General features: G+C 62.2%; 12 protein-coding genes. All 12 read right to left on the bottom strand.

The genetic code is table 11. The annotated features are described in order from the left end of the window. Window positions 1–46 precede the first annotated feature (46 nt). Window positions 47–661 (bottom strand): RNA-binding protein, encoded by a 615-nt coding sequence (locus GTW23_RS13205; RefSeq protein WP_267662090.1) that lies wholly within the window; start codon window positions 659–661, stop codon window positions 47–49. Window positions 662–699: 38 nt separating this feature from the next. Continuing rightward, window positions 700–2,313: a transcription termination factor NusA gene (gene nusA / locus GTW23_RS13200; RefSeq protein ID WP_152010758.1), complete on the bottom strand. Its 1,614-nt coding sequence runs from the start codon at window positions 2,311–2,313 to the stop codon at window positions 700–702. Window positions 2,314–2,423: 110 nt separating this feature from the next. After that, entirely contained in the window at window positions 2,424–3,053 is a 630-nt protein-coding gene (gene rimP / locus GTW23_RS13195; protein ID WP_152010759.1) for a ribosome maturation factor RimP, read from the bottom strand. A 305-nt stretch (window positions 3,054–3,358) separates the two neighbouring features. Beyond that, the gene (trmB, locus tag GTW23_RS13190; RefSeq protein ID WP_252916099.1) at window positions 3,359–4,063 is read right to left on the bottom strand and encodes a tRNA (guanine(46)-N(7))-methyltransferase TrmB; all 705 of its coding nucleotides are present in this window, start codon (window positions 4,061–4,063) and stop codon (window positions 3,359–3,361) included. Between the two features lie 29 nt (window positions 4,064–4,092). Continuing rightward, entirely contained in the window at window positions 4,093–5,334 is a 1,242-nt protein-coding gene (gene metK, locus GTW23_RS13185; protein ID WP_152010761.1) for a methionine adenosyltransferase, read from the bottom strand. 232 nt (window positions 5,335–5,566) lie between these two features. Further along, window positions 5,567–5,986, bottom strand: a complete 420-nt coding sequence (locus tag GTW23_RS13180) for a helix-turn-helix domain-containing protein (protein WP_152010762.1) — start codon at window positions 5,984–5,986, stop codon at window positions 5,567–5,569. Window positions 5,987–6,136: 150 nt separating this feature from the next. Beyond that, window positions 6,137–7,732: an apolipoprotein N-acyltransferase gene (lnt, locus tag GTW23_RS13175; protein ID WP_252916098.1), complete on the bottom strand. Its 1,596-nt coding sequence runs from the start codon at window positions 7,730–7,732 to the stop codon at window positions 6,137–6,139. Window positions 7,733–7,937: 205 nt separating this feature from the next. Beyond that, window positions 7,938–9,077, bottom strand: a complete 1,140-nt coding sequence (locus tag GTW23_RS13170) for a hemolysin family protein (RefSeq protein ID WP_252916097.1) — start codon at window positions 9,075–9,077, stop codon at window positions 7,938–7,940. 13 nt (window positions 9,078–9,090) lie between these two features. Next, window positions 9,091–9,606, bottom strand: coding sequence for an rRNA maturation RNase YbeY (ybeY, locus tag GTW23_RS13165; RefSeq protein ID WP_252916096.1), 516 nt, complete (start codon window positions 9,604–9,606; stop codon window positions 9,091–9,093). After that, the gene (locus GTW23_RS13160) at window positions 9,603–10,664 is read right to left on the bottom strand and encodes a PhoH family protein (protein WP_252916095.1); all 1,062 of its coding nucleotides are present in this window, start codon (window positions 10,662–10,664) and stop codon (window positions 9,603–9,605) included. Before GTW23_RS13160 ends, ybeY begins: the two co-directional genes overlap by 4 nt. A gap of 15 nt (window positions 10,665–10,679) precedes the next feature. Beyond that, window positions 10,680–12,089 (bottom strand): tRNA (N6-isopentenyl adenosine(37)-C2)-methylthiotransferase MiaB, encoded by a 1,410-nt coding sequence (gene miaB, locus GTW23_RS13155; RefSeq protein WP_252916094.1) that lies wholly within the window; start codon window positions 12,087–12,089, stop codon window positions 10,680–10,682. Window positions 12,090–12,131: 42 nt separating this feature from the next. Next, window positions 12,132–12,929, bottom strand: a complete 798-nt coding sequence (gene olsA, locus GTW23_RS13150) for a lyso-ornithine lipid O-acyltransferase (protein ID WP_252916093.1) — start codon at window positions 12,927–12,929, stop codon at window positions 12,132–12,134. Window positions 12,930–12,961 lie beyond the last annotated feature (32 nt).

Raw genomic sequence — 12,961 nt, 5'->3', positions numbered from 1 at the left:
CTTCTTGATCGATCGCATCCGGGGTTCAACACCCCTTAGCCCGTTTTCAGCCCGGCCCCGCATCGGGACCGTTCCTGTAGCGCGCAAGCATCTTTGCGCGCTTCACTACACCCTCACCGGCCTGCCCTGCAAGCGCGGCGGCATGGATAAAAGCGCCATCGCCCATGACAAGCGCCAATTCATCGGCTGAAAACAGCCGAAAGACGGGTATCTCCGCCTCTTTGATCCCCTTGGCGCGGGCCGTATTGGCCTGACGCAATTTTCGTACGCCGTCTTCGGCCGCGTCGCTCGCATGCATCAGCGCCCGTGCGGCGCCTGAGCGGATGGCATCATCCACCTTACCAGATCCGGTGACGAACTGGCCGGATTTCCGAGCCATGTTCATCATACCAAAAAGGCTGTCGCAAAGCAGCCTGTCGACCACGCCCCCCAGATCCGGGTCCGTGGTCACCTCTGTTTTCAGAGCCCGACCGAAGAGCTTGCGCTTGACGGCCAGGTCAATCACGGACCGCTCCGCCTTGACCCAGCAGCCGCGCCCCGGCAGGGCATGGCGCAGGTCAGGCACAACGGTTCCGTCAGGACCGGCGACAAACCGGATCAGATCATCCGGCTGGCCACGCTCCCTGGTCACTATGCACATGCGGTCGTTCACGGGTTCGATCCTGACCTTCACTGCAAAGCCTCCGGAGACGCCGGACCTCAGGCTTCTTCTTCGCCAGCTTCCACTTCCGCTTCAGCCTCTTCTTCTTCCTCGGCCACCAGTTCGTCTTCGGTGATCCAGCCAACTGCAAGACGCGCCTGCAGGATCATCTGTTCGGCTTCGGCGCGGGACACGTCGAGGCCGGTGAACAGGCCGTCGAAGCGCTTGGTCTCACCATCCTTGCGTTCCGACCAGCCGGTCAGATCGTCAACAGCGCAACCGGCGAAATCCTCGACAGTCTTGATCCCGTCTGCGCCCAGCGCAACCATCATCGGCGTGGTGATGCCGGGGATCGAACGGAGTTCGTCCTCGACGCCGAGTTCCTTGCGCTTGGCATCCAGTTCCGACTCGACCTTGTCGAGATATTCGCGGGCGCGGGTCTGCAGTTCGTTGGCGGTTTCCTCGTCAAAACCCTCAATCGCGGTGATTTCACCGAGATCGACATAGGCCACTTCCTCGACCTGGCTGAAGCCTTCGGAGGCCAGCACCTGGCCGACCATTTCGTCGACATCGAGCGCTTCCATGAAGAGTTGCGTGCGCTCGTTGAATTCCTTCTGACGGCGCTGGCTTTCCTCTTCCTCGGTGAGGATGTCGATGTCCCAACCGGTCAGCTGCGAGGCCAGGCGGACATTCTGGCCACGGCGGCCGATGGCCAGCGACAGCTGCTCGTCCGGCACCACCACCTCGATCCGCTCGGCGTCCTCGTCAAGCACCACCTTGGCCACTTCGGCCGGCTGCAGAGCGTTGACGATGAAGCTTGCAGGCGACGGCGACCAGGGGATAATGTCGATCTTCTCACCCTGCAATTCGCCAACCACGGCCTGCACGCGGCTGCCGCGCATGCCGACGCAGGCGCCGACGGGATCGATGGAGGAATCGTTGGAGATCACGGCGATCTTGGCGCGGCTGCCCGGATCACGGGCGACCGAGCGGATCTCGATGATGCCGTCATAGATTTCCGGCACTTCCATCGTGAACAGCTTGACCATAAACTGCGGATGGGTGCGCGACAGGAAAATCTGCGGGCCGCGCTGCTCGCGGCGGACATCATAGACATAGGCGCGGACGCGGTCGCCATAACGGAAGGCTTCGCGCGGAATGGTCTCATCACGGCGGATGATGCCTTCACCACGGCCAAGATCAACAATGACATTGCCGTATTCGACACGCTTGACGGTGCCATTGACGATCTCGCCGATGCGGTCCTTGAATTCGTCAAATTGGCGGTCGCGCTCGGCTTCGCGTACCTTCTGCACGATCACCTGCTTGGCGGACTGGGCAGCGATACGGCCAAAGTCCATCGGCGGCAGCGGGTCGGCGATAAAATCGCCAAGCTGGGCATCCGGGTTGCGGTCGCGGGCGAGAGCCAGCGGGATCTGCAAGGAGTAGTCCTCGGCGTGGTCAACAACCTCGAGCAGGCGCTGCAGGCGGATCTCGCCGGTCTTGGCATTGATGTCGGCGCGGATGTTGGATTCCGATCCGTAGCGCGAGCGTGCGGCTTTCTGGATCGCGTCGGCCATGGCGGCGATGACGATCTCGCGGTCAATGGACTTCTCGCGCGCGACCGCGTCGGCGATCTGAAGAAGCTCAAGCCTGTTTGCACTGACTGCCATGTCTGTCTCCATATGTGGGACCGCGGCTTGCGGCCCTGCTCTGGGTTGGGTCCGTCAAGCGGACCGGATCAACGGCACCGCGATGGATGCCCCAAAATACTGTCGCCGGTTCAGGCCAGATCGCCCGAGCCGGATTCGTCCGCATCGTCACCGCTGTCATTTCCGTTTGCCGCCTGGGCGGCCTTCGCGGCCTTGTCGGCGCGCAATGATTCGCGGATCAGTTCGTCGGTCAGCACCAGCTTGGCCTCGGCAAGTGCCGAGAACGGGATGACCGCAATGTTTTCCTCGCCATAGGCCGGCTGGTCACGCTCGACCGAAAAGCCTGTGTCGGTGACATCGCGGATGAAGCCGCGAAAGCGCTTTCGGCCATTGATCAGCACCGACGCGTCGCAGCGGGCAAGATGGCCTTCCCAGCGCACGAAATCGGACCTGCGCACCAGCGGCCGGTCAATGCCCGGCGACGAGATTTCCAGATGATACGCCTTTTCGACCGGATCCTCCACATCGAGAACCGGTGAAATTGCCCGGGACACCGCTTCGCAGTCCTCGACACTCATGGTTCCGTCATTGCGCTCGGCCATGATCTGCAGTGTCAGGCCATTCTGGCCGGAGAGACGCACCCGCACCAGGCGCATATCCATCGATTCGATGAGCGGCTCGACAATTTCAGCAATGCGTGCGTCGACGCCGGTTTCGGTCACCAGGCGGTCATCATTGGGCATTGCGGCTTCGTCTGTCATCGGCACCGTATCCTGACTGCTGCAAGCGCCCTCGAACCGCTGCCGGTTCAGTGGCATGATGATGCAACACTTTAAAAACGCTGCAGCGTCCAGTCGCCGTTTCCGGCGTCATCCGCGCTGCAATGGTTCATCCGATCGTCCGGCAACAAAAAAGAGCGGGTCCTCGCGGGCCCACTCTTGTTCTGACGATCAAGAATTTGGGAGGTATATAGACCCATTCAACCGCTTCCGCAAGGGAATTCCGGCATTCCGGCGTGGCCCCGCCCTGCGGCCGCACGGATCGACTGCGAGGAAGGGTGGGACTATCAGTCCAGGCGTTCGAATTCCAGGTAGCAGGGCGTACGGCGTTCGCGAATCGCCTTGGCCTCGTAGCGCGTGCCTGGCCATCCCTGCCACGGCTCATGCCAGTCCGCGGCCTTTCGGGCCACCCACTCGAACTGCGGATGGGAGGCGATATGGGCCAGGGTCCAGTTGATGTAGGTGTCGATGTCCGATGCAAATCCGAACCGGCCGCCGGGCCTGAGAACGCGGGCGAAGCGGTCGAGATTGAGCCTCGAGACGAAACGACGCTTCCAGTGCTTCTTCTTGGGCCAGGGGTCGGGATAGAGCAGGTCGATGCGATCGAGACAGGCATCGGGAAGCCAGTCCAGAACCTGGGTGGCATCGTCGTCATAAAGGCGGATGTTGTCCAGGGCTTCACTGTCGAGCGCCGCCAGCAGCTTGGCCATGGAGTTAACGAAGGGTTCGACACCGATGAAGCCCGTGTCCGGAGCTTCGCGGGCACGATGAAGCAGGTGTTCGCCCCCTCCGAAACCGATCTCCAGCCTGATCCGAGAAACAGGTCTGGGCCACAGCGTTGCCAGCTGTACGGGCGCAGGCACAGACAGATCGAGCTTCAGCACGGGCAGAAGCGCGGAAAGCGCCTCGGCCTGCGGCGCCTTGAGCGCCTTTCCCTTGCGACGACCGTAAAAGGCTTCGGTCGCACGGCTGCGCCTTTGCGGGCTGGACATGGTTTCGGATCCCGAGCGGAAAGCCTGCCTCAGCCCTTCAGCGCTTCCTTGAGCGGCTTGACCAGATCAAGCTTCTCCCAGGAGAACGAGCCGTCACGGCCGGCCTTGCGGCCGAAGTGACCATAGGCCGCGGTGCGGGCATAGATCGGCTTGTTGAGATCAAGATGGCTGCGGATGCCGCGCGGCGTCAGATCCATCACCTTGGGCAGCGCCTCTTCGAGAGCGGCCTCCGACACCTTGCCGGTGTCGTGAAAATTGACATTGATCGACAGCGGCTGCGCCACGCCGATGGCATAGGAAAGCTGGATGGTGCAGCGCTCGGCAAGGCCGGCGGCGATTGCATTCTTGGCCAGGTAACGCGCGGCATAAGCGGCCGAGCGGTCGACCTTGGTGGTGTCCTTGCCGGAGAACGCACCGCCACCGTGGGGAGCAGCGCCGCCGTAGGTGTCGACGATGATCTTGCGTCCGGTAAGGCCCGCATCGCCGTCGGGACCGCCGATGACGAAGGTGCCGGTCGGATTGATGTACCATTTGCAATCGTCGGCAATGCTCAGACCGGCAAGCGCTTCGCGAATATAAGGCTCGACGACCTCACGCACCTTGGCCGAATTCCAGCTTTCATCAAGATGCTGTGTCGACAGCACGATCGATACGACCTCGGAAGGCTTGCCATCGACATAGCGAACGGTGACCTGGCTCTTCGCGTCGGGGCCGAGCCTGGCTGCATCGCCCTCGCCCTTGTGGCGGGCCGCGGCCAGAAGCTCGAGAATCTTGTGACTGTAGTAGATCGGGGCCGGCATCAGTTCCGGCGTTTCGTTGCAGGCGTAGCCGAACATGATGCCCTGATCGCCTGCGCCTTCCGATCCCTGGTGGTCGGCCGCGTTGTCCACGCCCTGCGCGATATGCGCGGACTGGAAGTGCAGGAGCACATCGATCTTGGCGGTTTTCCAGTGGAACCCATCCTGTTCGTAGCCGATGGACTTGATGGCCTTGCGGGCGGCGGACTTGAACTTGGACGGATTGATGGCGTCGTTGCCATTCTTGTCCTTCTTGACCAGCGAAGGCGGAACGCGGACCTCTCCGGCGATCACGACGCGGTTGGTGGTCGCCAGCGTTTCGCAGGCAACGCGGACGCTCCACGGGTCCACTCCGGTCTTCTTTGCCTCGCGATAGACCAGGTCGACGATCTCATCCGAAATGCGGTCGCACACCTTGTCGGGGTGTCCTTCCGAAACGGATTCGCTTGTGAACAGGAAAGTCGAGCGCTCCATTGCAGGCTCCATCAGATTGAAGTGGTGGAGAACGTTTAGTGGCAACGCGCGAGTCTGACAAGGTCAGAATGACATAAATATATCTTGATATGATTGAGGGCGCTCGCCGATTGCCTTGCTGCGCGGCACAGCTTCCAGACGGCGAACGCGCCGCTCCCGGACTGCAGGAGCCCGAAGCGCGGCGCTGTTGCACTTCATGGCCCGAAGGCCTGCCAGATCTCCGGTGAGGCGATCAGTCGGAATCCGGCTCGGACGCCAGCGACTTGACAAGATCGACGAGCTTGCGGCGCACCTTGGGATCGGGGATCTTGATAAAGGCGCGATTGAGCTGCAGCCCTTCCGACGAGGACAGGAAATCCACGACATAATTGGAGCTGTTGGCCTCGGCCATGCCCGGCTGTGCCGTGGACGGGTCACCCGGTGCGTCCTCGAAGAAGAAGCTCACCGGAACATTCAGGATCGTCGAGATGTTTTGCAGACGGCTGGCGCCGACGCGATTGGTGCCCTTTTCATACTTCTGGATCTGCTGGAAGGTGATGCCCAACGCTTCGCCCAGCTTTTCCTGACTCATGCCAAGCATGGTTCGGCGAAGACGGATCCGGCTGCCGACATGAATGTCGATCGGATTGGGCTTTTTCTTGTTCTCAATCATTCTTTCGTCCTGACAAGAGCCTTGGCTCCATGGTTGATTTATCCCGCTTTGATTGCAGTCGAAGAAAATCGGATACACCCGACCATCCTTGCTGTGACCGAGACGGGAAATGGGTTGACGAAACAACTATGCTATTTTGGGGGTTTTGCGTCAATCGAACCGTTGATTTTTACTTTTACGAGCAAGAAGCGCCGTCAATACCATTATGACGATAATCAATCCAAAGTTAAATCGCCTAATTCTCATAAGCAAAAACTCGTCTGCCCCCGAAGGCAACCTCACATCGAAGACACCCGCCTCGCCAAGCGGCAGGCTGCCAACGATGCGCCCGCCAGGATCAACCACAGCGGAGATGCCGTTGTTGGCGGCCCGCACGAGCGGAAGACGGGTCTCGACTGCCCTGAGCTGCGCCTGGCGGAGATGCTGATAGGGCCCAGGGGTCAGACCATACCAGGCATCGTTGGTCAGGTTGAGAAGAAGCGATCCACGGCCGTCTTCAAGGCTGGACATCTCCGGAAAGATGGCTTCGTAGCAGATCAGCGGCACCGCCCCCAGCCCACCGGGCAGACCCAGCAGGCCGCGGCGGTCAGCGGCGGTAAATCCGCCGAAGGTCTCGGCAACCGGGGTCAGCCCCCAGCGACGCAGCAAGGCCTCAAAGGGCAGGTATTCGCCAAAGGGCACAAGGTGCGCCTTGTCAGCGGACCCGATGATTTGCCCTTCGTCATCAATCACATAGATGGTGTTGAAGAACCGCGGCGGTGAACCTGCCAGCCCGTCCTCGAACCGGACAGCTCCGGTGATGAGGGTCTGGCCAACCTGCAACATGTCGGCGATGCGGGAGAGCGAACCGGGGTTTTCCGTCAGGAGAAACGGCAGTGCTGTCTCCGGCCAGACAATGTGGGTCGGCCTGGGTTGGCCTTCGCGTGGCGGCAGAGCGGAGAAGGCAAGAAGCCGCGAAAAAATCTGCTCACGTTCGGCCATGTCCCACTTTGCAGACTGATCGATCGCCGGCTGTACAATCCGCACGACCGCTTCAGTCGGCGTCATCTGCGACCGGTCGAGACGGTCAAGCGCGAACCATCCATATCCGACATGAGCAGCGAAGAGCACCAGTGCCGCGACCAGGCCGGCAACTGCGCCGCGTCTTGTGCCGACCAGCGCGGGCGCCGAAAACACGAACACGGTCAGCGCGGACATGCCGAAAACACCGACGATCTCGGCCGATTGCATCATCACCGGCGCCGGCATTGCCGCATAGCCGATGGCGTTCCAGGGGAACCCGGTCAGAACAAAGCTGCGGACCCACTCGATCAGACCGAAAGCCGCGCCAAGCGCCGCGATGCGTCCGATTCCATCCGACCACAGCAGCCAGGCAAGCGAGGTGGCGACGCCGTAAAACAGCGCGAGCAGCGCCGGCAGCCCAAGGACTGCCAGCGGCAGGGCCCAGGCAAAGCCGCCCGCATCGATCAGCAGCGCATTGCCAAGCCACCAGAGGCCGGCCACGAAGTAACCGAAGCCGAACCACCAGCCGGTGGCAAATGCCGGGCGCATTCGCCCCAACAGACCCCGCTCCGGCGGTCCGCTGGCACCGTCGAGGAGCCAGACCAGCACCGGGAAGGATATGAACAGGGCGGCAAAAAAATTGAACGGCGGCAGGGCCAGAACGGAGAATGCGCCTGCGGCAAACGCAAGAACAGCGCGCTTGACGCCCCAACTCAGCATGATGGATTCAGCGATCCGTTCCAAACCCGGTATTCTCCCCGCCAACAAAGATCCGGCTATTGCAATGCGCTTTGGCCAAGCGAATCAGTTGCCGTATCCTTTCAAAAAACCGCGGCAATGTCCGGCGTTGCGCGCGGCATTTTTCAACGCGTAAGTTACAGGCGGATGATCGAGCGAGGCTGGATGAATATCCGGGATGTGACGACGCGCAGCGACGGGTCTGGAGCCGTTATGTGGCGCCGGCGTCTTCGGGTTCGGTTTTCTTGGGGGCAGCCTCGCCACGGGCCGGACGGCGGCGCGGAGCCTGGCGCTTCCTGATGATCCGGACGCGCTTGACGCGGCGCGGATCGGCATCCATCACGTGGAACTCGAAGCCAGGCAGAGCCTGGACCACTTCGCCGCGGGCCGGGACGCGACCGAGTTCGGAAAAGATCAGGCCGCCGATGGTATCGACTTCCTCGCTCTGCTCGCGAATGTCGAAATCCGATCCGATTTCCTCGGCCAGATCCTCGAGCTCGGCCTTGGCGTCGACAACCCAGATGTCCTCGCCGGCCTTGCTGATCAGCGTTTCCTCTTCATCGTCATGCTCGTCGGCAATATCGCCCACAACCATCTCGACGATGTCCTCAAGCGAGACCAGGCCGTCGGTGCCGCCATATTCGTCGATCACCAGCGCCATCTGGATCCGGTTCGCCTGCATGCGCTGCATCAGGTCGGAGGCCAGCATCGAGGCCGGCACGAACAGTACCTTGCGGGTAATGCCTGACTCCTGAAGGGTCTTGCTCAGATCGACGCGCGAAAGCTCGAGCGCGTTGAGCGAATTGACCTTCTGGTTCGTCGCAGCATTCTTGGCGGTGGACTTGCGCTTGGTCCGGGCCTGCTTGGTAATCCAGGCCAGCAGATCCCGGATATGGATCATGCCGCGCGGATCATCGAGATTTTCCGCATAGACCGGCATTCGGGAGCGGCCCGATTCCTCGAAAATCTCCAGCAGCCGGCCAAGCGAGGTGGTCTGGTCGACCGCCTCGACATCGGCGCGCGGGACCATCAGGTCTTCGACCCGGACCTCGCGCAGGCGCAGGATGTTGTGCAGCATGGCGCGCTCATCGGCAGAGAACGCCTCATGAAGCTCGCCGCCCGACTGCAACGCGTCATTGAGATCCTCACGGATGGATTCGCGGTCGGAAGGCGGGAACAGGGCACGCACCAGACGCTGCCACAGCCCCATGCCGCCACGCTCATCCTGTTGCACGACCATCTCGTTCCGGTGCACAGGCACGGGAAGATAACTGGGGGCGTCTTCGCTGGGTGGGGCGCTCGAAGCGCCTTGCGCGTCTCCGGTCTGTGCCGGGGCATTGCTCTCTGTCATCGTCTCTTCAATGTCAAACCGGCTCTGTATCGCCGTAAGGGTCAGATAGGCCAAGCGAGGTCAAAATGCGAGTCTCGATCGCTTCCATTTTCTCGGCATCGTTGTTTTCAATGTGATCGTAGCCGAAAAGATGAAGAAATCCGTGCACGATGAGGTGCGCGACATGCTCCTCCACCGGCTTGTTCAGCTCCTGCGCCTCCCGCTCGATCGTCCCGCGGGCCAGGATGATGTCGCCGAGCATCGGCCCTGGCTGACCGCCCGGCACGAGCGGGAAGGCGGGAAACGACAGCACGTTTGTCGGCTTGGGCTGATTGCGCCACTGGCCGTTGATATCCGCCATCATCGCATCATCGGCCAGCACGAGCGAAACCTCGGGCTCGATGTCGGGAAAGGGCTGACCCTCGCGTTCGCTCAGATCACGCACAGCCGCAGCAAGAGCGGTCTCGGCCAGTGCTTCGATTGCCCCGGCATCGCCCCAGTCTCCGGCCTCGACGGCAAGCGCCAGGCTGATCGCCGGACCGGAGGTCATGCGCCTCCTTCGGCCTTGGGGTAGATCCGCTTGTCATAGGCCTCGACAATGCGCTGGACCAGAGGATGGCGCACCACGTCGGCGCCGCGGAAGCGGCAGGTGACAACACCATCGACTCCCTCGAGGATGGACAGCGCCTCGACCAGACCGGAGGTAACGCCGCGCGGCAGGTCGACCTGGCTCGGATCGCCGGTGATGATCATGCGCGAGTTCTCGCCCAGACGGGTAAGAAACATCTTCATCTGCATCTGCGTGGTGTTCTGCGCTTCATCCAGAATGACCGCGGCGTTGGCAAGGGTGCGGCCGCGCATGAAGGCCAGCGGCGCGATCTCGATGACGCCGGCGGTGATGGCGCGTTCGACCTTGTCGCCCGGCATCATGTCGTAGAGCGCGTCATAGAGCGGCCTGAGATAGGGGTCGACCTTCTCCTTCATGTCGCCGGGCAGAAAGCCAAGCCGTTCGCCAGCCTCCACCGCGGGACGCGACAGGATGATGCGTTCGACGGAGCCGCGCTCAAGCAGTTGCGCCGCGTGGGCAACCGCCAGATAGGTCTTGCCGGTGCCGGCCGGGCCAACGCCAAAGACCAGTTCCGAACGCTCCATGGCGCGCATATAGGCGTCCTGGGTCGGGGTCCGGGCAATGACGGTCTTCTTGCGCGTCGAGATCTGCGCCAACGTCATCTTGCCCTTGCGTTCGAGCGTCGGCAGCACGAGCTGGTCGTCCGCGGCAAGCGCCATGCGGATGGCGCCCTCGACGTCGGAACTCTCCACGCTGGCGCCCTTGAGCAGCCGGTCATAGAGATAATCCAACGCCCTTCGGGCCTGATTGGTGGCGATTTCATCACCCCGCAGGTTGACCGTGTTGCCACGGGCCCGCGCGTCAATCTTCAGCTTCTGCTCAAGAAGCGCCAGGTTCTGGTCAAACTGGCCAAAAAGTTCGCTGGCAAGACGGTTGTTTTCAAAGGTGAGCGCGAGGTGGGTCGCGTCCGAGGCGCCCGATGCGGGCGTCGCAGCTTCTGTCCGGGACAGGTGCTCAGCTGTCAAACGATCTGGCTCCATAATTGCACTTGGCGGTCATTCCGCAGGCTCCGCGTAAAGACCGGTGGTGCCGGGTTGCGTGATTCGCACCCTGACAATGTCACCGATTTCCCCCAGCTTTGCATCAACTATTACCGGCTGCAGCCAGGGAGAGCGGCCAATTAACTGGCCGGTGTTGCGTCCGGGTTTCTCCAGCAGCAGATCGACCACTTTTCCGACACATTCGCGGCCAAAGGCCCTGGTCTGCTCGTTGATCAGATCCTGCAGCCGCGCCAGGCGCTCGGTCTTGACCGCCTCGTCGACCTGGTCATCCATATCTGCTCCCGGGGTACCCGGCCGGATCGAGTACTTGAAGGTGAAGGCCGAGGCGTATCTGACCTCGCGGACCAGCCGCATGGTGTCTTCGAAATCCGCATCCGTTTCGCCGGGAAAGCCGACGATGAAATCACCCGAAAGCGCGATATCCGGGCGGGCGGCGCGGATGCGCCCGACCAGGTTCACATATTCAGCCGCGGTGTGGCGGCGGTTCATGGCCTTGAGGATCCTGTCCGAGCCGGCCTGCACGGGCAGATGCAGGTAGGGCATCAGTTCGGGCAGATCGCGGTGCGCCGCAATCAGCGCGTCATCCATGTCGCGCGGATGGCTGGTGGTGTAGCGGATGCGGTCAATGCCCTCGATCGTCGCCAGGCGACGGACCAGTTCACCCAGACCCCATTCGCGGCCATCCGCGCCCTTGCCGTGCCAGGCATTGACGTTCTGACCCAGAAGCGTGACCTCGCGGACGCCGGCCTCCGCCAAGCGTTCGGCCTCTCCGAGGATCCGGTCGACCGGACGGGAGACCTCGGCGCCACGGGTGTAAGGCACGACGCAGAAGGTGCAGAACTTGTCGCAGCCTTCCTGGACGGTGAGAAAAGCCGCCACACCTCGGGCGCGGATGGCTTTTTCCGGCGCGTTCGGCAAGCCGTCGAACTTGTCTTCGGCGGGAAACTCGGTCTCAACGACGCTCTCGCCGTTTCGCGCGCGCGCCAACGCCTCGGGCAGGCGGTGATAGGTCTGCGGGCCGATGACGACATCGACCACCGGCGCACGGCGGATGATTTCCTGACCCTCGGCCTGGGCAACACAGCCGGCAACCGCGACCATGAGGTCGCCACCATCGGCGTTGCGTTGCCTCTTGAGCTTGGCCAGCCGTCCGAGCTGGGAATAGACCTTTTCGGCGGCCTTTTCACGGATATGGCAGGTGTTGATGAGGATCAGGTCTGCCGCCTCGACCGTATCGACGGTCTGATAGCCGTCACGGGTCAGTGCGTCGCCCATGCGCTCGCTGTCATAGACATTCATCTGGCAGCCATAGGTCTTGACGAAGACCTTTTTGGACTGTCCGCCGGCTTGCGCGCCGTCACCTGCTTTGGAAGCGGTGTCAGGTATGAGGGTTGCTTGTGTCATGCGGGGCTTTTAGCGGCAAAATCGTGGCTTGAAAATGGCCCCTCAGGCATTGAATTTGCCGCGAAGGGCTGCACTCAGGCCGTCGCGCACCCGGGCCTCGACCAGACGGGCGGTCTTCTTGCGGTCAGTGGCCGCATCAAACGGGATGGCCTCGTTGAAGACAACCTCGACATCAAGGGCGCCGTCGCGGATGACACGCAGCATGTGCGGCCCCAGCGCCACATCTCCCGGCCAGCCGGCAACGGGCCGGTGATAGCGCCCCATCGGCATGCCGTGAATGCCGGTGTAGGCGATGGAAACCGGCTGTATGTGGACCACGCCGCCGGGGGCAAAGGGCAGAGCCGCACTCGCCGCACCAAACAACGAGGAATTGAACGGCATCACCCGGTTGCCGTCCGACGTGGTTCCCTCGGCGAACAGCACCACCACTTCTCCCGCCAGCAGCCGGCTGGAGACCTCGGAAATCTGATCGCCGGTCTTGCGCCGGACCTCGCGCTCGACAAACACCGAGCGCTGCAGCCGGGCGAGCCAGCCCAGCACCGGCCAGGTGCGGACTTCCGACTTGGCGATGAAGACGACGTCTGCCACCGACCCAAGCACCAGAATATCCTTCCAGGAGACATGGTTGGCGACCAGCAGGAGAGGTCTTTCCAGCGCCAGGCTGCCCCGGACATGCACCCGCAGGCCGATGACACGGCACATCAGCCGATGCCACCAGCGCGGCAGGCGCTGCATCACCGAGTGGCCAAATCCCAGGGCCAGCAGCTGGACGGGCAGAAGCGACAGCGTCAGGACCAGAAAGGCTGCAAGGACAAAGACGATGCGCAGGGCGGCAATCATGGCAGAACCGGCAGGGCTGGCAGACGGACAAT

Source organism: Parahoeflea alexandrii, assembly GCF_024105735.1.
Taxonomy (GTDB): Bacteria; Pseudomonadota; Alphaproteobacteria; order Rhizobiales; family Rhizobiaceae; genus Hoeflea; species Hoeflea alexandrii.
Note: the sequence above shows the minus strand (reverse complement) of the source record. Positions and strands in the feature narration are given on the sequence as shown.